Genomic DNA, 22566 nt, shown 5'->3' on the forward strand with positions numbered 1-22566 from the left:
GATTACGCCACCGAAACTTACTGAACCGTAAGAATTCTGTCCGGCGCTTCCCCTTGTGGCCGTATTTCACCGGCTGACCAGTGCATATTCCGCGCGCTCCGGCCCATTTGGACCCCTCCCGCCGGGGCGCGCGGTGGGGTACCGTCACCGGCGCTGTGCGGAGCGCCACAAGGAGCAACATTGCGCGAGTTCACCAATCCTCCTCTGGCGTCGGTGCTGCCGGTGGGCGGCCTGGCCGACGCCGTGTTCGACCATGCCCTCGAGGATCCGCTGCGCGTCGCGCTCGGCCGCAAGGACGACGCGGGCCGCTGGTTCGATGTGACGGCCGCCGAGTTCCGTGACGAAGTGCTCGGGCTGGCCAAGGGGCTGCTCGCGCAAGGCGTCCGCTTCGGCGACCGCGTCGCGATCATGTCGAGGACCCGCTACGAGTGGACCCTCTTCGACTTCGCGCTGTGGACGATCGGCGCCCAGGTCGTGCCGATCTACCCGACGGCCTCCGCCGAGCAGGTCTTCTGGACCCTGCACGACGCCCAGGTGTCGGCCGCGATGGTGGAGCACGAGGACCACGCGATGACGATCGCCACCGTCATCGACCGTCTGCCCACGCTCAGCCGGATGTGGCAGCTGGACTCCGATCCCGTGCCCCGACTCATCGAGTCCGGCGCCCACATCGACGACGAGGTGGTGCACCGCCACCGGCGCGCCGTCACCCCCGACTCCGTCGCCACGATCATCTACACCTCGGGCACCACGGGCCGCCCCAAGGGCTGCGTCATCAGCCACTCGAACTTCATGTTCGAGTCGGACACGATGGTCAGCCGCTGGGAGCCGGTGTTCCACTCCAAGCGCGGCGACGAGGCCTCGACCCTGCTGTTCCTGCCGCTCGCGCACGTCTTCGGGCGCATGGTGCAGATCGCCACGATCCGCGGCGGCGTGAAGCTCGGCCACCAGCCCCAGCTCAATGCGGCGGCCCTGCTGCCCGACCTGCAGTCGTTCCGCCCGACGTTCATCCTCGCCGTGCCGTACATCTTCGAGAAGGTCTTCAACGCGGCCCGCCGCAAGGCCGAGAAGGACGGCAAGTCGGGGCCGTTCGACAAGGCCGTCGAGTGCGCCGTCAAGTACGCGGACGCACAGGAGGCCAAGGCCTTCGGCACCGGCCCCGGACCGTCCGCGTCGCTGCGCATGCAGCACTCGATCTTCGACAAGCTCGTCTACTCCAAGGTCCGCGAGGCGATGGGCGGCCGGGTGCGGCACGCCATGTCGGGCGGCTCCGGCATGGACCGCCGCCTGGGCCTGTTCTTCGCGGGCGCCGGCGTCACGATCTACGAGGGCTACGGGCTCACCGAGTCCACGGCAGCGGCGACCGCGAACCCGCCGGAGCAGACCCGCTACGGCACGGTCGGCCAGGCCATCCCCGGCACGACGGTCCACATCGCCGACGACGGCGAGATCTGGCTGTACGGCAGCAATGTCTTCCAGGGGTACCTCAACGACCCGAAGTCCACCGACGCCACCCTGCACGACGGCTGGCTGGCCACCGGCGACCTCGGCTCGCTCGACGAGGACGGCTATCTGACGATCACCGGCCGCAAGAAGGAGATCCTCGTGACCTCCGGCGGCAAGAGCGTCTCGCCGCAGCAGCTGGAGGAGCGGGTGCGCGACCATCCGCTGGTCGCCCAGTGCATCGTCGTCGGCAACGACCGCCCGTACATCGCCGCGCTCGTCACGCTGGAGGCCGAGGCCGTCGAGCACTGGCTGAACATGCGGGGCAAGCCGCCGCTGAAGCCCGCCCAGCTGGTCCACGACCCGGACCTGGAGACCGAGGTGCGCAGGGCCGTCGTGGCGGCCAACACTCTGGTCTCGCAGGCCGAGTCGATCCGTACGTTCCGGATACTGGCCTACCAGTTCACCGAGGAGCACGGGCTGCTCACGCCGTCCCTGAAGCTCAAGCGGAAGGCGATCGAGACGGCCTACTCGGAGGAGGTCGAGGCGCTGTACCGGGGCTGATCGCGCGCCGGTACGTTCCCGACGGTAACCCCGCCACAAGGCCCTGACCCGGCCGCGAACCGTTTCTGACGGTTCATCAATTACCGATGCGTCAGTTATTGACGGTTCATCAGGTCGCACACAGAATCACCCTCACTCGACGGAGGGGGCCCATCGTGTCGCGAACTGTCCGCGCCATCACCGCCACTGTGGCGGCACTGCTGCTCGCCACCGCCTGCAACTCCGCGGCAACCGGCACCTCCCCTGACAGCAAGGGGAGTTCGGTACGCGGAGTGACGGATGACGCCATCAAGGTCGGCGGCATCGTCTCGATGACGACCGCCAGCGGCTACAGCAAGAAGGACACCGACCTCGGCGCGAAGGCCCGCTTCGCCCGTGCCAACGCGGAGGGCGGGATCAACGGCAGGAAGATCGACTACCTGGGCGCGGAGGACGACGGCCAGGACCCGGCCAAGAACCTCGCCGCGGCCCGCAAACTCGTCCAGCAGGACAAGGTGTTCGCGATCTCCCCGATGAGCTCGGTCACCTTCTCCGGCGCCGACTTCCTCCAGAAGCAGAAGGTCCCCACCTTCGGCTGGGGCACGCTCCCGTCCTTCTGCGGACCCACCTACATCTACGGCTTCGGCGGCTGCATGGTCCCGATGCCCGGCGGCACCATCTCGCAGACCTGGCCCGAGGGCCTCAAGCAGGTCACGCACGGCGCGAAGGGGAAGACCGTCGCCATCCTCGCCAACGACAACGACGCGGGCACCTTCGCCATCCGCACCTACAAGCAGAGCTTCGCGTCCGCCGGATACAAGGTCACCTACGCCAAGTCGTCCGTACCCGCGACGTCGGTGCCGAGCGACTGGTCGGCGTACACCAAGGAGATCCTGCGCAGCGACGGCGGCAAGGCACCCGACATCGTCGTCTCCGTCATGCAGACCCCGTACAACATCGGCCTGTTCACCGCCGTCAAGCGCTCCGGGTACCGCGGCGTCCTCACCGACCCGACCGACTACGACCCGGGGCTCCTCGCCAAGAGCGCGACGAAGGAGGCGCTCGACGGGGTGCACATCCTGCTGACCTTCGAGCCGTTCGAGACGCGGACGGCGGCGATGAAGCAGTTCAAGGCCGACATCAAGAAGGCGTCGGGCGGGAAGGACGTGCCGCTCAACATGCACATGATGACCGGCTACATGTCCGCCGACCTCTTCCTCTCCATCGCGCAGAAGGCCGGCCGGGACCTCACCGTCGCCTCCTTCCAGAAGGCCGCGGACGGGTTCTCCGACACCGGCACCATGGTCGGCGACCGTGCCCTGCCCAAGGGGCAGAAGGAGTCGTTCGGCTGCGGCGCCCTGGTCCAGCTCAAGGACGGGGCGTACCACGTCTCGTCACTCTTCAAGTGCTACGAGCCCATCCCGTTCAAGTAGGGGGCGCCCCGCATGTCCGACCTGCTGGCCTTCGTGCTGAGCGGGCTCGTGTCGGGTGCGCTGTACGCGCTCCTCGCCACCGGCCTCGTCCTGTCCTACTCGGCCTCCGGCCTCTTCAACTTCGCCCATGGCGCCACCGCTTACCTGTGCGCGCTCACCTTCTACGAGCTCCACTCCGGCCTCGGCTGGCCCGCCGTGCCGACCGCGCTCCTCCTCGTGTGTGTCGCATCTCCCCTGCTGGGCTGGGGACTTGACCGGCTGATGTTCCGCAAGCTGGCGCGCGTCGGCGAGACAGCGCAGATCGTCGCGACCATCGGACTGCTCGTGGCGCTGCCCGCGCTCGGCCTGTGGGTGGTGGAACTGCTCGACGACGCGGGCGTGTCCGTCAAGCCCGCCGAGAACCAGTTCGGGCTGCCGGGCGTCGGCCCCAGCCCCGCGAAGAACTGGCAGCTGATGGACGGCGTCGGCATCGACTCCGACCAGCTGATCACGTGGGTGGCGACCGCCGCGGTCGCGCTCGGCCTGTGGATCCTGATGCGCCACACCACCCTCGGCCTGCGCCTGCGGGCCGCCGTCGACAACCGCTCACTCGTCGAACTGCGCGGCATGAGCGCCGACCGGCTCTCCACCGTGGCGTGGATGCTGTCGTCCGGCCTCGCGGGCCTCGCCGGCGTCCTCGCCACACCACTGCTCGGCCTGTCCGCCCACGACTTCACGCTGTTCCTGTTCGTGTCGGCTACCGCAGCGGTCCTCGGGCGCTTCGCGTCCGTGCCCCTCGCGTTCGCGGGCGGACTCGGCCTCGGCGTCCTGCAGAACCTCGTCGCCGGCTACTCGTCCTTCGCCGAACGCATCACGGGGTTCCGTACCGCGGTCCCGTTCCTGATCCTCTTCGCCGGACTGCTGCTGCTCACCCGGCGACAGCGCACGGCGGGGACGGCTGCCGCCGACGCGCCGCCCGTCGACTACCTCGCGGGCCGCCCCTGGACACGGAAGTGGGGGCCATGGGCGGTGGCCGCCGTGCTGCTCGCGGCCTCCTTCTACACGGTGACGACCCCGTTCTGGAGCGGCATCCTCGCCCAGGGCCTCGCCCTCTCCCTGGTCTTCGTCTCCTTCACCGTCGTGACGGGGCTCGGCGCGATGGTGTCCCTCGCGCAGGCCACGTTCGTGACCGGCGCGGCGCTCGTGGCCGGGCTCCTGATGAGCCACGGCTGGCCGTTCATCGCGGCGGCTCTCGCCGGCACCTGCGTAGCGGCCCTCCTCGGAGCGCTCGTCGCGCTGCCTGCGCTACGCCTCGGCGGCCGCACCCTCGCCCTCGCCACGCTCGCCCTCGCCTTCCTCGCCGACCAAGTCCTCTTCCAGATGGGCTGGTTGAGGAACGGCGACACCGGCTGGGAGATCCCGCGCCCCGTCTTCGGACCCGTCGACCTGAGCGACGACCGGGCGATGGGCGTCGCGATGGTCGTCCTGTGCGCGGCCGTCGTGGCCGCCCTCGGCGCACTGCGGAACTCCCCCTCGGGCCGCGCCATGCTCGCCGTGCGCTCGGCGCCCGCCGCCGCGATGGCTTCCGGCGTCTCCGTCGTCCGCACCAAACTCCTCCTCTTCACCCTCTCGGCCGGTCTCGCGGGCTTCGGGGGCGTGATGTACGCGTCGTACAACACCCGTATCACCGCTACCGACTTCACCGCGATGACGGGCCTGATCTGGCTCGCGGTCGTCGTCGCGGCGGGGGTACGGCGCCCGCAGTTCGCGGTCGTCGCGGGCCTCGTCTACGCGATCGTGCCGCACCTCGTCGCGGACTACGTCACGGACTCCGTCCATCTGCCGGTCGTCCTGTTCGGCCTGGCGGGCCTCGCACTCGCCAACGACCCGGACGGGTACTGCGCGGCGATCTCCGTACGACGCCACAGGCGCAGGAGCACGAAGCCGGGGGCGGGAGTCCCTGTCGTCGAAGCAGCGAGCCGGACACCGGCCCCTCCGCCCGGCAGCGGCGCCCCACCGGTACTCGAACTGCGCGGCCTGCACGCCGGATACGACGGCGCGCCCGTCCTGCACGGGGTCGGCATCGCCGTCCACCCCGGCGAGATCGTCGCCCTCCTCGGCCCCAACGGCGCCGGGAAGTCCACGACGTGCCGTACCGCCGCCGGACTCCTCACACCTCTGCGGGGGCAGGTCTACGTCGCCGGGCGGGACGTCACACGCGAGGGCCCCGTCCGCCGGGCGCGGGCCGGCGTACTCCTCGCCCCCGAAGGACGCGGCATCTTCCCGGCCCTCACCATCGAGGAGAACCTCACCCTGCACCTCCCCGACAAGCACGCGCGCGAGGCCGTGTACGAGCGCTTCGCCGGGCTCGCCGCCCGCCGCGACGTCACCGCGGGCGCACTCTCCGGCGGTGAACAGCAGCTGCTCGCCCTCGCCCCGCTCCTCCAGGAGCCGCCCCGCGTCCTCATCGCCGACGAGCCGTCCCTCGGTCTCGCGCCGCGCATCGTCGAGGACGTCTTCCGGCTGCTCACCGAACTCCGCGACGCCGGAACGGGGTTGCTCCTCGTCGAGGAGAAGGCCACCGAGATCCTCGGCGTCGCGGACACCGTCGCGTACCTCGACCGGGGCCGCGTCTCGTGGTGCGGCCCGCGCGCCGAGGTGCGGGCCGACCGGCTCACCGAGGCCTACCTGGGTCTCGCCGCGAGCGGACCGGACACGGCACAGGACGCGGAAGAAGAAGGGGCGGTGCGGCCATGAGCGGGACCATGGAGGGACCCGTGCTCGAAGCCGCCGGGGTCGGCGTCCGGTTCGGCGGGATCCGCGCGCTCGCAGGGGTCGGCCTGACGCTGCGCCCCGGCGAGGTGTGCGGGCTCATCGGCCCGAACGGCGCGGGCAAGACCACGTTCTTCGACGTCGTCTCCGGGATCCGGCGCCCCGACGAGGGCCGCGTCCTGCTGGACGGCGAGGACATCACGCGCCGCTCACCCGTGTGGCGGGCCCGTCACGGGATGCGCCGCACGTTCCAGCGCCAGCAGCTCTTCGGCCAGCTCACGGTCGCGGACAACCTGCTGGTGGCGCAGGAGTGGCGGGGCGGCGGAGGCGGGCTGGCCGCCGACCTGCTGGCGGCGCCCCCCAGACGGACGTACGAGCGCCGACGCCGCGAGCAGGGGGCGTCGATGCTGCGCGCGTGTGGCCTCGACGCGCTGGCCGGGGAGTACGCGGGGGCGCTCCCCGTGGGCCAGGCACGCATGGTGGAACTGGCCAGGGCGGGGGTTGAGGGGGCGCGGGTGGTGCTGCTCGACGAGCCCGCCTCCGGGATGACAGATGATGAAATCTGTCAGCTGAAAACTGTCATCCGTCATCTGTCGGACCAACAGGGCTGCGCCGTGCTCCTCGTCGAGCACAACGTCGCCTTCGTCATGGACCTGTGCTCCCGCATAGTCGTCCTCGACCTCGGAACCGTGCTGGCCGAGGGGACGCCGGCGGCGGTTCGCGCCGACCCGGCCGTGCGGGACGCCTATCTCGGTTCGGCCGGGTGAGCGGGGCCCGGGGCGCCCCTGTGAACACGACGTGAACGGGAATGCGTCCCGGGCCGTGATCGTTGACGATGGGAGTACCAACCGACAACGCGAAGGATCGAGAGCTCGTGAGCAAGGTCCCCCCGATCATCCTGAACAACGGCGTCGAGATGCCCCAGCTCGGTTTCGGCGTCTGGCAGGTGCCGGACGCCGAGGCCGAGAAGGCTGTCGCGACGGCCCTGGAGGCCGGGTACCGCAGCATCGACACCGCCGCGATCTACGGCAACGAGGAGGGCACCGGCAAGGCCATCGCCGCCTCCGGCATCGCCCGCGAGAAGCTCTTCGTCACCACGAAGCTGTGGAACGCCGACCAGGGCTACGACGCGACGCTGCGTGCCTTCGACGCCTCCCTCGACAAGCTGGGTCTCGACTACCTCGATCTGTATCTGATCCACTGGCCGCTGCCCTCGAAGGACAGCTACGTCGACACGTACAAGGCCTTCGAGAAGATCTACGCGGACGGCCGCGCCAAGGCGATCGGTGTCTCCAACTTCCTTCCGGAGCACCTGGAGCGCCTCCTCGGCGAGACGTCGATCATCCCGGCGGTCAACCAGATCGAGCTGCACCCGCACCTCCAGCAGCGCGCCGCGCGTGAGTTCCACGCGGAGCAGGGCATCGCCACGGAGGCCTGGTCGCCGCTGGGTCAGGGCAAGGGCCTTCTGGAGGTCCCCGCGATCGTCGCGATCGCCCAGAAGCACGGGCGTACGCCGGCTCAGATCGTGCTGCGCTGGCACGTCCAGCTCGGCAATGTCGTGATCCCCAAGTCCGTGACGCCGTCGCGGATCGTGGAGAACATCGACGTGTTCGGCTTCGAGCTGGACGTCGAGGACATCGCCGCGATCAGCGCGCTGAACGAGGACCGTCGCCTGGGTCCCGACCCGGCGACGTTCGACATGGCCTGATCGCTCCACGCGTACGGCACTGTGTGCCCCGTCTCCGTCCGGAGGCGGGGCACACGTGTGTGAGGCCTTGGTTCAGGTGTAGAGGACGGCCAGCGCCTCGACCGTGGCCCGGATGCGGTGGCGCAGCTCGGCCGGTTCCAGGACCTCGATGCCGGCGCCGAGGCGCAGGAACTCGTCGTGGGCGTGGTCGACGGACTCGATGGGGACGACCGCCCTGGTCCAGCCGTCGGGTTCCGGGCGGGCGGTGGCGTGCGCCGCTTCGCGCAGGGCGGGGCCCGGCAGCCGGTCGGCTGCGCCCGGGGCCAGGCGTACGACGGCGTCGCCGCTGTGCAGGCGGCCGTGGAAGTCGTCCTGGTAGCCGCGCCAGTACGCGGCGAGCTCGAAGTCCGCCGGCGGCTCGAACTGCTCGTCGCCGACGTGGAGTTGGAGGATCTGGTCGACGCGGTAGGTCCGGGGGTCTCCCGTTCCGGCGGAGGCGATCACGTACCAGCGGCCCGCCTTCAGGACGAGTCCGTACGGTTCGAGGCGGCGTTCGACATCGGTGGGTGCGCGCCAGCGCCGGTAGCGGACGTGCAGGACGCGGCTGTTCCAGACGGCGGTGGCGACGGCCGGGAGGTGGGGGACGTCGTCCTCGTCGGCGTACCAGCCGGGGGCGTCGAGGTGGAAGCGGGCGCTGATGCGTTCGGAATGGGCGCGCAGTTCGGCGGGGAGCGCGGCGCGCACCTTGAGCTGGGCGGCGGCGAGTACGGGGCCGAGGCCGAGTTCGGCGGCGGGTCCGGGTGCTCCGGCGAGGAAGAGGGCTTCGGCCTCGTCGGTGGTGAGGCCGGTGAGGCGGGTGCGGTATCCGTCGATGAGCCGGTATCCGCCGGCGTGCCCGGCGTCGCCGTAGAGCGGTACGCCGGCTGCGTGCAGGGAGTCGATGTCTCGGTACACGGTGCGTACGGAGACATCGAGGGCGGCGGCGAGCTGGGCGGCGGTCATCCGGCCGCGGGCCTGGAGCAACAGCAGGACGGACACCAGTCGGCTGGACTTCACTGACACAGGATGTCAGTGAAGTGGCCGTAGCTTCCAGCCATGGCTTTCGAGGAGAAACTGTTGTGGGCACTGCCGCCCGTCGAGGTGGCGGGCCGGCGCGTGAAGCGCTATCACGTGAGCGCGGATCCGGCGGGGATCGCGCCGGAGGTGGAGAAGGCGGCGTACGCGATGCTGCCGGAGCTGCTTCCGGAGCCGGACGGGACGCCTCCGGCGACGTTCGTCGTGCTGCACCGCGGCGGTGACGACGGGGCGTACATCAACGCGTACAGCTGGGTGTGGGACAACGTTCTGCACTTCCGGGGTGCGGCGGCGGGGCAGCCGGTGATCGGCTGTCCCGACAGTGATCCGACGCGGTTCGTGATCCTCGATCTGCCGTGGATCGGCTGTGTGTGGGAGCTGCCGCCGGTGCTGCACGAACGCGATGCGTGGGTTCGGCACATGCTGGCCCCGAACGCCCCGGACCTCGACGGATATCTGGCCGATTCAATCGCCGACGGCACCACGGGAGACCGCTGATGAGCACCGCGCACGACTTCGACTTCTTCTTCGGCGACTGGGACGTGGCCCACCGCAGGCGCACGGACTTCCTCGACGCGGACAGCGGCTGGGAGGAGTTCGCCGCGACGAACCGCTGTTGGAGCCTGTTCGACGGCGCGGCGAACATCGACGAGATGGACTGCCCCACGGAAGGCTTCAAGGGGCTCACGCTGCGGCTCTTCGACCGCGCGGCCGCTACGTGGTCGCTGAACTGGTCGTCCAGCCGTACGGGCGTCCTGTTCCCGCCGGTCATCGGCCGCTTCGACGGGGACGGTCGGGGCGTCTTCGAGGGCGACGACACCCATGCCGGCAAGGACGTCCGGGTGCGGTTCGTCTGGTCGGGGATCTCGGCGACGGCGGCGCACTGGGAGCAGTTCTTCTCGCTGGACGGCGGGGACACGTGGCTGTCGAACTGGACGATGGCGTTCACCCGTCGCGCCTGACCCGGTTCCGCGTCGCGCCTTGACTTCGCGTGCGCTTCAACGCCGAGACTCCCTCCCGTGGCCCGGCATCCGCGCCGGGCACGGGAGGGACCCGTCATGAAGTTCCGTACGATCGGCGCCGATCCGGCCACCCGCCGTGAGGTGAGTGTGCTGAGTCTCGGCGCGATGTTGTTCGGCACGCGGACCGACGAGGAGACGTCGTTCGCGATCCTCGACCGGTATGTGGCGGCGGGCGGCACGTTCGTCGACACGTCGGACAACTACGCGTTCTGGCACACGGGCAGCCGGGGCGGGGAGAGCGAGGGCGTGCTCGGCCGGTGGCGGCGCAGCCGGGGCGTCGGGGACGAGATCGTCGTCGCGACGAAGCTGGGGGCGAGCCCGCTGGCCGCCGGCACGGGGTACGTCGACAACCCCGAGGGCCTGTCCGCCGCGGCGATCCGGCGGGCCGTGGAGGGCAGCAAGGAGCGGCTCGGGATGGAGCGGCTCGATCTGCTGTACGCGCACATCGAGGACCCGAAGGTCGAACTCCGGGAAACCGTCGAGGCGTTCGCGGATCTGGTCGCCGAGGGCAGCGTCGGACTGCTCGGGGTCAGCAACCACTGGGCGTGGAAGGTGGAGCGGGCGCGGGAGATCGCCGAGCGGGCGGGGCTGCCGGGGTACGAGGTGCTGCAGTACCGGCACAGCTATCTGCGGCCGCGCACGGATCTGCCGGCGGATCTGTCGCCGGACGGCAGCCAGGGCCTGGTCGACGGCCAGCTCCTGAGCTATGTGCGGGCCGAGGGCGAGAAGCTCGCGCTCGTGGCGTACTCGCCGCTGCTCGCGGGCGCGTATGTGCGAGACGACAAGCCGCTGGGCGCCGAGTACGACCATCCGGGCACGCCGGCACGGCTGGCCGCGCTGCGCGACGTGGCGAAGGAGGCCGACGCCACGGTGAACCAGGTGGTTCTCGCCTGGCTCATCGACGGCGAGATCCCGGTGATCCCTCTGGTGGGCGCGTCGTCGGTGGCCCAGCTCGACGAGAGCCTGGCGGCGGTCGACCTGGAGCTGACGGTGGATCAGCGGGCCCGTCTCGACGCGGCGCACTGATCTCGCGTCAGGCGTGACGCGTGAAGGCGTGCACGGTGAACTCCGGGTCTGCGCGCGGGAGTTCGGGGTCGGGGAGCGCCGCGATCAGGTCGGCGAGCGCGGCGCCCCCGGCCGCGTAGACCCTGCCGCGGCGAACGTCGTCGGCGAGGCGCCTCGGGGTGCGGCCCTGGCCGTGTCCGGGGAACCGGGCCTCGCCGCTCGGCCGCAGTCCGTGGCCTGCGGCGTGGGCGGCGACGCGTGCGGCCGCGTCGGAGGGGAGGCGGCCGCGGTAGGGGGCCACGAGGGTGTCGATGTCACTGCCCACGTCGTGGGCGGCGGCCTTGTCGACGGTGGTCACCAGGACGCCGCCGGGCCGCAGGACGCGGGCGGCCTCGGCTATGACGGGGCGCGCGTCGGGCAGCAGGTGCAGCAGCCAGATCACGGTCACGACGTCCACGGAGGCGCTGCGGAACGGGAGTTGGCGGCTGTCGCCGCGGACGGCGGCGCCGTCGAGGCGGGGCGCCGCGGCGCGCAGCATGCCGGGGGCGAGGTCGATGCCGACGGGACGCAGGCCCGGCCGGGTGAGCCGCATGGTGACGAGCCCGGTGCCGCAGGCCAGGTCGAGGAGGGTGCGGGCGGTGGGCGGCACGAGGCCGAGCACGGCCTCGGCGGCGGACCGGGCGCGGGGTATGCCGCCGCGGGTCGCGTCGTAGACCGCGGCTTCCCTGTCGTAGTCCAGCACCGGCGGTCAGCTCGCGCCGTGGGTGGGGGCGATCTCCTGGACGCGCTGGGCGAGGCCGAAGTCGAGGTGGGTGATCGCGCCGCCCACACTGTGGGTGTTCACGGACACGTCGACCGTGTTGTAGCCGAGGGTGAGGTCGGAGTGGTGGTCGAGCTCGTCCTGGATCTGCGCGACGTGCACGACGAGGGCCGTGGCCGCGAAGTGGTTGGCCAGGCGGTAGGTGCGGGTGAGTCTGTCATCGGCCACGCTCCATCCGGGCAGCTCGGCGAGACGGTCCTCGATCTCCTTCTGGGACAGCGGCTCCAAGGGCATGACCAGGTCCTTTCCCTGTGATGTGCGAGGAGTTCCAGCGTCCCACAAGGGTGGTGCCGCGCGCCCCTCGGCTACGGTCGTGGCATGACGACTGCCACGCGTGCTCGCCAGTCCGGAATCGGTCCTCTGCTGCGCGAGTGGCGGGAACGGAGGCGGGTGAGCCAGCTGGAGCTCGCCCTGCGCGCGGACTCGTCCGCCCGGCATCTCAGCTTCGTGGAAACGGGCAGGTCGCGGCCGAGCGAGGAGCTCGTCCTGCGGCTCGCGGAGCATCTGGACGTGCCGGTGCGGGAGCGCAACGCGCTGCTGCTCGCGGCGGGTTACGCGCCGCGGTTCGCGGAGACCCCGCTCGACGACCCGTCGATGGGAGCACTGCGGGAGGGCCTGGACCGGCTCCTGCACGGCTACGAGCCGTATCCGGCGCTGGTCGTCGACGCGACGTACACGGTGGTCGCCGCCAATCGGGGCATCGCGATGCTGATGGAGGGGATTCCCGAGTCGCTGCTGGCCCCGCCGCTCAACGCGATGCGGCTCACCCTGCACCCCGAGGGCCTCGCACCACGGATCCGGAATCTGCGCGAGTGGCGGGGGCATCTCCTGGCGCAGATGGAGCGGCAGATCGCGCTGGACCGCTCGGAGGCGCTGCGCGCGGTGTACGACGAGGTCAAGGCGTACCCGGTGGTTGACAGGGACGCCGTTGACGACGACGGGGAGGGCGGCGAGGCGGTGCCGTATTTCGCGCTGCCGATGGTGATCGAGCACGACGGGCAGGTCCTGTCGTTCGTGTCGTCGATCTCGACGTTCAACACCCCGATGGACGTGACGGTGGCCGAGCTCGCGATCGAGACGTTCCTGCCGGCCGACCCGGCGACGGCGAAGTATCTGCGGTCGCTGGAGCCGTAGTCGGGGCCTCGCGGCCGGATCCGCGCGGTAGTGGGCAGGCCGCTCATCACACTGGTACCGTTCACGCGGCTCGCGCACATGTTCAGTGCGCGCAGTGCCGCGGCTGGGAGCGCACCGGCTCCCGAATCCGCTCGCCGCCCGGCACGTGGGGAGACGTGACGTGAGTGAACGGCGGCCCGCGCCGACCGTGGGTCAGGTGGTTCTGGGCAGACGTCTGCGGGAACTGCGGGAGTCGGCCGGGCTCAACCGCGACGAGGCCGCCCGCGCCCTGCGCGTCACCGGCGCGACGATCCGCCGCATGGAGACCGCCGAGGTCGCCCTCAAGATCCCGTACGTACAGATGCTCCTGGAGCTGTACGGGGTGCCGGGTCAGGAGGCCGAGGCGTTCGTCGGGCTCGCCGAGGAGGCGAATCTGCCGGGCTGGTGGCAGCGGTTCCACGACATCCTGCCCGACTGGTTCAGCCTGTACGTGAGCCTGGAGAGCGCTGCCGGGCTCATCAGGTCGTACGAGCCGCACTTCGTGCCGGGGCTGCTGCAGACGGAGGAGTACGCGCGGGCCGTCCTGGACGCGGGCACCGTCGGCCGCACGCAGCCCGGGGAACTCGAACGCCATGTGACGCTGCGGATGGCCCGGCAGGCGCTGCTGACCCGTGAGGACGCGCCTCATCTGTGGGTCGTGATGGACGAGACGGTGCTGCGCCGGCCGCCGGGCGGTCCGAAGGTGCTGCGCAACCAGCTCGACCGGCTCATAGAGGCCACCGAACTGCCTCAAGTGACGCTCCAGATAGCCGAGTTCACTGCGGGCCCGCACCCGGGGACGTTCGGCCCGTTCACGCTGTTCCGGTTCCCGGTGCGCGAGCTGCCGGACATGGTCTTCAGCGAGTACGTCACGGGCGCGCTCTATCTGGACGGCCGGGAAGAGGTGGGCACCCATCTGGAGGTGCTCGACCACATCGCGGCGCAGGCGGCGTCCGCGGAGCACACGGTGGAGCTGTTGCGGAAAAAGCGCGACGCGCTCTGACACGCGGCGTGGGGTGACCGGCGACGCGTGATGACAGCAGTGCCGCGGGCCCGTCGCTGCGGGGCCGCGGCACGTGAAGGCTGCGCGTGCGCCCTCAGGTGAGCTTCGCCGTGAGGGTGATCGTGGTGCCGGTGAGCGCCTGGCTCACCGGGCAGTTCTTCTTGGCGTCCTCGGCCGCCGCGGCGAATCCGGCCTCGTCGAGCCCTGGCACCGTGCCCTCGACCGTGAGGTGAATGCCGGTGATGCCCTCGCCCGGCTGGAACGTGACGTCCGCGGACGTGACGAGCTTGGTGGGCGGGTTGCCGCCGGTCGCCAGACCGTTGGACAGGGCCATCGAGAAGCAGCTGGAGTGCGCGGCGGCGATCAGCTCCTCCGGGCTGGTCTTGCCGTTGGCCTGCTCGGCGCGGGAGGCCCAGGACACGGGCTGCTGGCCGATGCCGGACGAGTCGAAGGTGACGAGGCCGCTCCCCTTGAGCAGATCGCCTTCCCACACGGTGTGCGCGGAGCGCGTGGTAGCCACGGTGATTCCCTTCAGTCGGGTGCCCGTCGGGGCGTTGGGCACCATCCGACCACACCCGGACCGCTTATGGCCGGAATGCGCACGGGGCAGGGGTCAGTCGGTGGCGTCGGCGGCGGTGCGCTTCTTGCGGGCCGCCATCCACGCGTAGACGAGGACTCCGGCGAAGAGGAACAGGACGCCCTGGTAGACGGCCGCGTATCCGGCGCCGCCGACCAGCCACAGGGAGAAGCCGAACGCGGCGAGGGCGAGCACCAGGTCGCGGGCCAGGCGCGGGCCGCTGACGCGGTGGCCCTGTCCGGACAGCAGGAAGTAGATCTGGGCGGCGGTCGCGAGGAGATAGGGGACGGTCGCGGTGAACGTGGTGACGAGGACGAGCGTCTCGAAGACCCCGGCCGAGCCCGCCGTGTAGTTGTAGACGGTCAGGAGCGAGGCGAGGGTGACGGCGACGAGGACGCCGGCGGTCGGGATGCCGCGCTTCTTCTTGGTGAACACCGCGGGGAACAGGCCGTCCTTGGCGGCGGCGTACGGGGTCTGGGCGCTCAGGAGCGTCCAGCCGTTCAGGGCACCGAGCATGGAGACGAGCGCGGCGATGGCTACGGCGGTACCGCCCCAGGTGCCGCCGAACATGGCGTTGACGGCGTCGGAGAAGGGCGCGCTGGACTCGACGAGCCGGTCGTGGGCGACGGTCCCGAAGACGGCGAGGGTGCACAGCAGGTAGAGGAGGGCGGCGAGGCCGGTGCCGAGGACGGTGGCGCGGCCCACGTTGCGCTCGGGGTCGCGGACCTCGCCGGCGCTGACCGAGGCGGACTCGACGCCGAGGTAGCTGAAGAGCAGGATCGCGGCGGACGCGGAGACGGCGCCGAGCGGGGAGTCGCCGCTCGCCCGGAACGGTCCGAGGTTGTCGGCGTGGAAGAAGAACAGGCCGCCGACGGCGACGAGGAGCAGCGGCGCGAACTTCAGGACGGTCGACACGAGCTGCACCGCGCCGACGTAGCGGGTGCCCGCGAGGTTGGCGAGGGCGGGCAGCCACTGGACGGTGAGCGCGGCGACGATGGTCCAGAACGTGGAGCCGTGGATGGGCAGGAGCACGTCGAGGTAGCCGACGGCGGCCACGGCGAGCGCCGCGTTCGACACCCAGGTGGTGATCCAGTACGACCAGGAGGCCAGGAACCCGGCGAAGTCGCCGAACGCCTCGCGCGCGTAGACGTAGGGTCCGCCGGTCTGCGGATGGCGGTGGGCGAGGCGGCCGAAGACGAGCGCGAGCGCGATGGCTCCGACGGTCAGGACGCCGAACGCGACGAGGCTGATGCTGCCGAAGGGGGCGACGGAGGCCGGGAGCAGGAAGATGCCGCCGCCGATGATGTTGCCCATCACGAGGGCGGTGGCGATGGGGAGCCCGAAGCGGCGGGCGTGCTTGCTGGGGAGCTCTTCGTGCTGCGGGGCCGGAGCCGGCTTCGTCACGGTTCCGGTGTGGGGCATGGGGTGGTGCGCCTCTCTCGTGCGGGCGCCGACCGGGATCGCCGGGCGACGTCCCATGGTCGGTCCCCGGCACACATCGTTCAAAATCAGGCCGATTTGTCCTGTGGAGTGACCGTCGCGACCGTAAATGATGCGTCGGGGGCGGGCTCGTGCCGGGATTTGTCCAGCGGGACCTGAGGGCCGCAGCCCTCGCGCAGCCAGCGGCGGAGCACGTGGTGGACCTGCTGGGCGCCCACCAGTTCGGCGCCCTCGGCGACCGGCGGCGAGAAGGCCTCCGGGGCGAGCAGAAACGCGTGTCCCTGGGCGCCGCCGAGGCCTCCGTGGGAGCCGATCTGCTCCTCGAAGGCGAGCACTTCGCCCTCGGCCGGGTCGTACCAGGAGTTCACCATGATGTCGGCGGTGTGGGGGAAGGAGTCGGTGCGGCGGACGGCGTCGGCGGCGTGCACGCCGAAGTCGGCCAGGGGCCCGGGGCGGTCGTCGAGGTCGGCCAGGGGGATCTCGGCGCCGCGCGCGCCGAGGACGACGGCGCCGTGCTCCTCGCTGCGCACCAGCAGGAAGCCGATGCCGGGGTGGTTGGCGAGGGTCGTCAGGAGCGCCGGGTGGCGGGCGTCGATCTCCTCCTTGCTCATGCGGTGCGGCACGTCGGGGAAGGAGACCAGGCCGAGGTTGCCGGAGGCGAGGACGATCGGCTCGGAGCGGCGCGACGCGGGGCGGTCCTTCTCGCCGCCCTCCTCGACGGGCCGGCGCAGCGCCGCCCTGACGGCGGAGCGGGCCTCGGCGCCGCTGTGCGTGCGCCGGGCACGGCGCGGCACGGGCAGGCCGCAGCCCGCCCGGACGAGGTCCTGGAGGCCGAGCCCGTAGCGGGCGCGGAACGTCTCGCCGGGGCTCTGCCCGTGGTCGGACAGGACGACGATCCGGTACCGGCGCGGGGCGTGCTCGGCGACCTTCGCGATCAGCGCGAGGGAGCGGTCGAGGCGTGCGAGGACCTTCTCGGCGTCGCGGCTGACGGGCCCGGAGTGGTGGGCGACCTCGTCGTACGCGACGAGGTCCGCGTAGACCGCGCTGCGGCCCGCGAGCATGTCACCGATGACGGCGGCGACGACGACGTCCCGCTCCACGACGGTCGCGAAGGCGCGGATGAACGGGTAGAGCCCGCCGCGGCCCACGCGGGGGCGCTGCCGGGTCAGGCGGGCCCGGGTGGACTGGCCGATCTCGCGGCCGACCTCGGCGACGAAGGACAGGGCGGTGCGCACGGCGTTCGCCGGGTCGCTGAAGTACGCGAAATAGCCGGCGCGCGAGCGGTTCTCCTTGCCGCGGCGGGCCGCGACGGACAGTACGAGGGCGACCTGTTCGGCGCCTCCGCTGAAGAGGTTGCCGCGGCTGGCGCCGTCCAGGGTGAGCAGGCCGCCGTCGCCGGTGTGCTCGATGGCGCGGCGCTGGAGTTCGGCGGCGCTGGTGGGCCGGTTGGAGACCTGGACCTCGCGGGTGTCCTTCTCGTACCAGCGGAACGCGGGCACGTCGTAGTTGCTGCCGTGCAGGATGCCGAGCTGGCTGGCGCCCGTCTGACTGGACCAGTCGGTGCGCCAGGGCGTGAGGCGGTGGGTGCCGGCGCCCAGCCAGGCGCCGACGGTGGGCATCACGTCCTGGTTCACGGCGTCGCGCAGGACGTCGTGGCCGACGCCGTCGAGCTGGAGGAAGACGGTGCCGGGGGTGGACGGTCCCGCTCCGGCGCTCCCTCTGCGGCGACGCCGGTCGGCGAGGCGGTGCAGGCGGCGGCGGTAGGCGTCGTCGTCGCGTACGGCGAGGGCTCCCCCGGTGGCGGACGCCACCGCGGACATCACGGCGGCGACCACGACGGCGGTCTCGGGGTTCGCCTCGCCCCGGCCGTCGGGGACGATGGCCAGGGCGAACAGCAGCAGTCCGCCGTTGAGGAAGAAGACGACGAGGCCGAGGACGAGCGCGGGCACCAGGAGCAGAGCGCGCACGAGAAGCGGCCACACCAGCACGGACAGGACGGCGAAGGCCCCCGCGCCGAGCGCGGCGGTGACGCCGATGCGGGTGGCACTGTCGCCGTTGTCCGACTGGAGCTTGAAGTCCGGCAGGATCCCGGCGAGCACGAGCATCGTGACGGTGCTGACCGCCCACACCGCGATCGACCGCCAGCACATGCTGGCGAACCGCCGCCAACGCCCCTCGCCCACGCCTCGCTCACCCTCTCGTCGTCACGTCGTCGACCCCGCGCCAAGCGTGTCATACGAGCGCGATACGTCCGGGTTTTCCCCTGGCTGCGAACACAGGTGCCCGGCGCGGGCGGCGCGGGACGACCGTGGTGCCGGCTCAGCAGCCGTCGTAACCGGCCGTCGGCATCGACATCCGCCGGTGGACGCGCTTCTTCATCTCCGCGTTGTACGACGGCTCGGCGAGGCCCGCGGTCTCCAGGCGGACGCCGCGGCGCTCGCACTCGGCCGTGAACTCGTCGACCGAGCGCAGCGCGGCCCGCAGGACCCGGTCGCTCGGGGCGACGAACAGGTCGACGAGGCCCGCGTCGACGTCCGCCCACAGCACGTCGTGGTCGGAGCGCAGTGAGTGGACGAGGAGTTCTCTGGTCACGACGTAGCCCCGGTCGGCGGCCCAGCGGGCGCACATCGCGTGCTGGCTGCGCGAGTCCACGAGGAAGGGGTCGGCGTCCAGCTCCTCCAGCGGCGTCAGGCTGGCGATCGCCGTGACGCGGACCGCGCCGGCCGCGGTCTCTCCCGCCGTTTCACCCATGGTGTCCCCCTCACCTCCGGTTTCCCGACGACCCTACTCCTGCCCGTAGGCTCGGGGGGAGTCGCACGGAGGAGGTCCTGGAGGTGCCGGTGGAGATCACCTGGTGGGGTCACGCCACCTGCACGGTCGAGGACTCGGGGATCCGCGTGCTGACCGACCCGCTCTTCACGCGCCGCCTCGCCCATCTGCGCCGGCGCCGCGGGGCGCCCCCACCGCCCGAGGCCGCCGTCGCCGACGTCGCGCTCGTCTCTCATCTGCACGCCGACCATCTGCACGTCCCGTCCCTGGCCCGGCTCGCGCCCGGCACCCGGGTCCTGCTCCCGCGAGGGGCCCGGCGCGCGGTGCCCGGCCTGCGCAGGCTCACGCATCTGCGGCTCACGGAGGTCGAGCCGGGCACCCGCGTGGAGGTGGGCGACCTCGTCGTACGCGCCGTGCCCGCGTCGCACGACGGGCGGCGCATCCCGGTGGGACCGCACCGCTCCCCCGCGCTCGGGTTCGTGGTGAGCGGTGAGGCCCGTACCTACTTCGCGGGCGACACCGGGCTCTTCGACTCCATGGCGGAGGCGGTGGGCGAGGTGGATGTGGCGCTCCTGCCGGTCGGTGGGTGGGGGCCCTGTCTCGGGCCGCACCATCTGGACGCGGGCCGCGCCGCCGAGGCGCTCGCCCGGATCGCGCCGCGCAGCGCCGTGCCGGTGCACTACGGGACGTACTGGCCGATCGGCATGGACGCGGTGCGACCGCATGAATTCCACGCGCCGGGCGAGGAGTTCGTGCGGCGCTCCGCCCAGCTGGCGCCCGAGGTGACGGTGCATCTGCTCGGTCACGGCGAGAGTGTGCGGCCGGAGGTCGCCAGGTGAATCCGGTCAGTGGCGCGGGCCACGAGCTGCTCGCCGCCGCGGTGACACACGCGCCGCCGGAGTCCACCCAACAGGCGGTCGGATACCCGTCGCTGTTCCTGCTGATCATGATCGGGGCGCTCGTGCCGGTCATCCCCACGGGGGCGCTCGTCAGCTCGGCGGCCGTGGTCGCCTTCCATCAGACGGCACCGTTCTCGCTGCTCCTGGTGTTCGGTGTCTCCGCGTTCGCGGCGTTCCTCGGCGATGTGGCGCTGTACTGGCTGGGGCAGCGCGGCATGGATTCGAAGAACGGCTCGAAGTGGCTGGCCGCGATCCGCGACCGGGCGCCCGAGGAGCGGCTCGCGCAGGCGCAGGACAAACTCGCCGACCACGGGGTGATGGTGCTCGTCCTGTCCCGGCTCGTGCCCGCCGGGCGCATCCCCGTGATGCTGGCGTGCCTGATGGCGAGGATGCCGCTGCGGCAGTTCGCACGCGGGGACGTCCCGGCGTGCCTGGCCTGGGCCGTGACGTATCAGCTCATCGGCATCCTCGGCGGTTCCCTGTTCAGTGAGCCGTGGGAGGGCGTCGCGGCGGCGGTCGGCCTGACGCTGGTGATCAGCGCGGCGCCCGCCGTGTGGCGGCGGGCGCGCGGGGGCCGCTCAGACGGTCAGCACGCGTGAGGCGCCGACCGGCAGGTCCCACAGGTCCTTGCGCGCAAGTCCCGCCTTCTGCCAGGCGGCCCGTACGCGCGTGAGGGGTTCGAGGACCGGCTCGGCCGAGAGCAGGAACGTGGCCCAGTGCATGGGCGCCATACGGCGCGCGCCCACGTCCTGCGCGGCCTGCACCGCATCCTCCGGATCGCAGTGGACGTCCTTCAGCCACCAGCGCGGCTCGTAGGCGCCGATGGGCAGGAGCGCCAGGTCGATGCCGGGGTAGCGGCTGCCGATCTCCGAGAACCAGTGGCCGTATCCGGTGTCCCCCGCGAAGTAGACCCGCTGTCCCTCCAGGTCGGTGAGGACCCAACCGCCCCACAGGGTGCGGCAGGTGTCGACGAGGCTGCGCTTGGACCAGTGGTGCGCCGGGACGAAGTCGAAGCGCACGCCGTCCAGTTCCGCCGCCTCCCACCAGTCGAGCTCCGTGACGCGGGTGAAGCGGCGGCGGGTGAACCAGCGGCCGAGTCCGGCGGGGACGAACACGGGTGTGTCCCTCGGGAGCCTTTTGAGGGTGGGGGCGTCCAGGTGGTCGTAGTGGTTGTGGCTGATGACGACGGCGTCGACGGGCGGCAGGGCGCTCCAGGCGATGCCGGGCGGGGTGACGCGGGCCGGGGTGCCGAGGATCTTGCGGGACCAGACCGGGTCGGTGAGCACGGTGAGGCCGCCTATGCGCAGCACCCAACTGGCGTGCCCCGCCCAGCTGGCGGCGACGGTACGGGCGTCCACGGTCGGCAGCGGTCCCGGCTCGAACGGCAGGGCGGCGATCTCGTGCAGGGCGTCCGGCGGCGGACGCAGCGCGCCCTCCCTGGCGAACCGGGCGAAGGCGCGCAGTCCGGGCAGCGGCGCCGTCAGGCGGTCGGCGAACGACTTGGGCCACATACGTCCCCCGCCGAGCGGCTTCGGCTCGGCGGGGGGTACGAAGGACGCGGGGGCATCAGCTCGCTGTGCCGTCGACTCGGACTGTTGCGTCATCGAGGACTCTCCCATCCCTTGACGTCGGCCCTGAGATCGTCGAGAGCCGATTCCAACATGCTCAACGCCCGCTGTACGTGCGGCAATTCCAGAGGTTCCGGCGCGGTGAGAGACGTCATGCGCTCCTGCGGGGTTGAGCCGAGGAAGGGGCCGGTGGACAGGCGTACCCGCAGCGCGGCGAGGTTGTCGCCGAAGCGGTGGCCGCCGGGGGTGGGCATGCCGAGCCGCTCGGAGAGTCGGTCCTCCAGGTCCTGGGCGTCGCCGACGCCGCGGGCGGCGAGCGCGGGGCGCAGCCGGTCGAGGTCCGCGTACAGCTGGCGGCCGGCTTCGGGCGGCCGGGCGAGTCCGCCGGAGAGGAGCACCGCGCGGTGCACGGCGACAGCCACGCGCGCGTGGAGCGCGGTCGTGGCGCGCAGGCGCTCGGTGATCCCGGCGGGCTCGCCGAGCGCGTACGTCGCGGCCGCCGCGGCGGGGGCCGGGAGGACCGCGCCGAGCGCGGTGAGGATGTCCAGGACGCGGGCGCGCAGCGCGGCTCCGCGCGCGGTGGCGGGGAAGCGGGCGACGGCCGCGGGCAGGCCGGGCGGCAGGTAGGCGCCGGTGAGGTCGGTGACGACGGTGACGTGCTCGGGCAGCATCTCGGCGGGGCCGATCAGGACGGTGGCGCGGGCCGGGTCGTGGTGCAGGGTGTCGCGCCAGGTCTCGTCGCTGACGATGTGCAGGCCCTCCTCCGCGGCGGCCTCGACCGCCTCGTGCAGGATCTCGGGCGGCGGCACGGTCCCGGTCGGGTCGTCGGCGACGGACAGGACGAGGAGCCGCGGGTCGCCGCCCTCGGCGCGGACGCGGCGTGCGGTTTCGAGGAGGGCGTACGGATCGGGGACGCCGCCGCACTCGGCGGGCGTCGCCACGTGGAAGACGGACCGGCCGAGGAGCCGTGCCTGGGGCTCCCACCAGGCCGGGCAGGGCCGGGGCAGCAGCACGTCGCCGCCGATCGCGGCGGTCAGCGCGAGGAGCAGAGGTACGCCGCCGGGCGCGGCCGCGGTGCCGCCCGGTTCGGTGGGGAGCCCGCGGCGCTGCCAGTAGCCGCAGGCGGCGTCGAGGAGGGAGGGGGAGCCGCCGGGCGGCTCCGGGGCTGCCGGGTCCGCGGCGGCGGCCGCGGCGGCCAGCTCGGGCAGGACGGGAAGGCCGTCGTCCGGCAGCGGCGGCCCGTACCGGACGGGCCCGCGCCCCTCCAGGACCCCGTGGTCGTTCCCCCGCATGTGCCACCTCCACGCGCTGCCAGTCCGCACTGCCGGGACCTCATGGGCACCTCATACCCTCCCCAGCCTCTCCCGAGCCGCACGCTCG

General features: G+C 72.0%; 21 protein-coding genes. 12 read left to right on the plus strand and 9 right to left on the minus strand.

Annotated features, from left to right (window positions below):
* Window positions 1-180: 180 nt before the first annotated feature.
* The 5 genes from OG574_RS13095 (at window position 181) to OG574_RS13115 (ending at window position 7878) form a co-directional block, all read left to right on the plus strand.
* On the plus strand, window positions 181-2007 hold the full coding sequence (locus OG574_RS13095) for an AMP-dependent synthetase/ligase (protein WP_326773363.1): 1827 nt from the start codon (window positions 181-183) through the stop codon (window positions 2005-2007).
* A 155-nt stretch (window positions 2008-2162) separates the two neighbouring features.
* On the plus strand, window positions 2163-3419 hold the full coding sequence (locus tag OG574_RS13100; RefSeq protein WP_326773364.1) for an ABC transporter substrate-binding protein: 1257 nt from the start codon (window positions 2163-2165) through the stop codon (window positions 3417-3419).
* 12 nt (window positions 3420-3431) lie between these two features.
* A complete protein-coding gene (locus OG574_RS13105; protein WP_326773365.1) occupies window positions 3432-6155 on the plus strand; it encodes an ABC transporter permease subunit in 2724 nt (907 codons plus the stop codon).
* Window positions 6152-6937, plus strand: coding sequence for an ABC transporter ATP-binding protein (locus OG574_RS13110; RefSeq protein WP_326773366.1), 786 nt, complete (start codon window positions 6152-6154; stop codon window positions 6935-6937). The genes OG574_RS13105 and OG574_RS13110 overlap by 4 nt, the downstream gene beginning before the upstream one ends.
* A 68-nt stretch (window positions 6938-7005) precedes the next feature.
* A complete protein-coding gene (locus tag OG574_RS13115; protein WP_326773367.1) occupies window positions 7006-7878 on the plus strand; it encodes an aldo/keto reductase in 873 nt (290 codons plus the stop codon).
* A gap of 72 nt (window positions 7879-7950) precedes the next feature.
* On the opposite strand, the gene OG574_RS13120 is transcribed toward OG574_RS13115, so the two are convergent.
* Window positions 7951-8913 (minus strand): helix-turn-helix transcriptional regulator, encoded by a 963-nt coding sequence (locus OG574_RS13120; protein ID WP_326773368.1) that lies wholly within the window; start codon window positions 8911-8913, stop codon window positions 7951-7953.
* Between the two features lie 39 nt (window positions 8914-8952).
* On the opposite strand from OG574_RS13120, the gene OG574_RS13125 reads away from it, so the two are divergent.
* The 3 genes from OG574_RS13125 to OG574_RS13135 all read left to right on the plus strand — a co-directional run bounded on the left by OG574_RS13125 (window position 8953) and on the right by OG574_RS13135 (window position 10979).
* The gene (locus OG574_RS13125; RefSeq protein WP_326773369.1) at window positions 8953-9429 is read left to right on the plus strand and encodes a hypothetical protein; all 477 of its coding nucleotides are present in this window, start codon (window positions 8953-8955) and stop codon (window positions 9427-9429) included.
* Window positions 9429-9893 carry a hypothetical protein gene (locus tag OG574_RS13130; protein ID WP_326773370.1) on the plus strand — a complete coding sequence of 155 codons (465 nt, stop codon included), beginning with the start codon at window positions 9429-9431 and terminating at the stop codon, window positions 9891-9893. Before OG574_RS13125 ends, OG574_RS13130 begins: the two co-directional genes overlap by 1 nt.
* Window positions 9894-9989: 96 nt before the next feature.
* Window positions 9990-10979 (plus strand): aldo/keto reductase, encoded by a 990-nt coding sequence (locus OG574_RS13135; RefSeq protein ID WP_326773371.1) that lies wholly within the window; start codon window positions 9990-9992, stop codon window positions 10977-10979.
* A 7-nt stretch (window positions 10980-10986) separates the two neighbouring features.
* On the opposite strand, the gene OG574_RS13140 is transcribed toward OG574_RS13135, so the two are convergent.
* Window positions 10987-11700: a class I SAM-dependent methyltransferase gene (locus OG574_RS13140; RefSeq protein ID WP_326773372.1), complete on the minus strand. Its 714-nt coding sequence runs from the start codon at window positions 11698-11700 to the stop codon at window positions 10987-10989.
* Between the two features lie 6 nt (window positions 11701-11706).
* On the minus strand, window positions 11707-12012 hold the full coding sequence (locus OG574_RS13145) for a 4a-hydroxytetrahydrobiopterin dehydratase (protein ID WP_116507900.1): 306 nt from the start codon (window positions 12010-12012) through the stop codon (window positions 11707-11709).
* 84 nt (window positions 12013-12096) lie between these two features.
* On the opposite strand from OG574_RS13145, the gene OG574_RS13150 reads away from it, so the two are divergent.
* Window positions 12097-12912 carry a helix-turn-helix domain-containing protein gene (locus OG574_RS13150; RefSeq protein WP_326773373.1) on the plus strand — a complete coding sequence of 272 codons (816 nt, stop codon included), beginning with the start codon at window positions 12097-12099 and terminating at the stop codon, window positions 12910-12912.
* A gap of 160 nt (window positions 12913-13072) precedes the next feature.
* Window positions 13073-13933 (plus strand): helix-turn-helix domain-containing protein, encoded by an 861-nt coding sequence (locus OG574_RS13155; RefSeq protein ID WP_326773374.1) that lies wholly within the window; start codon window positions 13073-13075, stop codon window positions 13931-13933.
* A gap of 94 nt (window positions 13934-14027) precedes the next feature.
* On the opposite strand, the gene OG574_RS13160 is transcribed toward OG574_RS13155, so the two are convergent.
* From OG574_RS13160 to OG574_RS13175, 4 genes are all read right to left on the minus strand, one after another.
* Window positions 14028-14453: an OsmC family peroxiredoxin gene (locus tag OG574_RS13160; RefSeq protein WP_326773375.1), complete on the minus strand. Its 426-nt coding sequence runs from the start codon at window positions 14451-14453 to the stop codon at window positions 14028-14030.
* A 93-nt stretch (window positions 14454-14546) separates the two neighbouring features.
* Window positions 14547-15932 (minus strand): amino acid permease, encoded by a 1386-nt coding sequence (locus OG574_RS13165; RefSeq protein WP_326778455.1) that lies wholly within the window; start codon window positions 15930-15932, stop codon window positions 14547-14549.
* An 86-nt stretch (window positions 15933-16018) separates the two neighbouring features.
* On the minus strand, window positions 16019-18100 hold the full coding sequence (locus OG574_RS13170) for a phage holin family protein (protein WP_326778456.1): 2082 nt from the start codon (window positions 18098-18100) through the stop codon (window positions 16019-16021).
* A 169-nt stretch (window positions 18101-18269) separates the two neighbouring features.
* Entirely contained in the window at window positions 18270-18701 is a 432-nt protein-coding gene (locus OG574_RS13175) for a hypothetical protein (protein WP_326773376.1), read from the minus strand.
* Between the two features lie 83 nt (window positions 18702-18784).
* On the opposite strand from OG574_RS13175, the gene OG574_RS13180 reads away from it, so the two are divergent.
* Window positions 18785-19558 carry an MBL fold metallo-hydrolase gene (locus tag OG574_RS13180; RefSeq protein WP_100591552.1) on the plus strand — a complete coding sequence of 258 codons (774 nt, stop codon included), beginning with the start codon at window positions 18785-18787 and terminating at the stop codon, window positions 19556-19558.
* A complete protein-coding gene (locus OG574_RS13185) occupies window positions 19555-20217 on the plus strand; it encodes a DedA family protein (protein ID WP_326773377.1) in 663 nt (220 codons plus the stop codon). The genes OG574_RS13180 and OG574_RS13185 overlap by 4 nt, the downstream gene beginning before the upstream one ends.
* On the opposite strand, the gene OG574_RS13190 is transcribed toward OG574_RS13185, so the two are convergent.
* Complete coding sequence (locus tag OG574_RS13190; protein WP_326773378.1) at window positions 20197-21222, minus strand: MBL fold metallo-hydrolase; 1026 nt, start codon at window positions 21220-21222, stop codon at window positions 20197-20199. The two genes, OG574_RS13185 and OG574_RS13190, sit on opposite strands and share 21 nt — an antisense overlap.
* On the minus strand, window positions 21219-22478 hold the full coding sequence (locus tag OG574_RS13195) for an aminotransferase class I/II-fold pyridoxal phosphate-dependent enzyme (RefSeq protein ID WP_326773379.1): 1260 nt from the start codon (window positions 22476-22478) through the stop codon (window positions 21219-21221). The genes OG574_RS13190 and OG574_RS13195 overlap by 4 nt, the downstream gene beginning before the upstream one ends.
* Window positions 22479-22566: the final 88 nt, after the last annotated feature.

Source organism: Streptomyces sp. NBC_01445, from assembly GCF_035918235.1.
Taxonomy (GTDB): domain Bacteria; phylum Actinomycetota; class Actinomycetes; order Streptomycetales; family Streptomycetaceae; genus Streptomyces.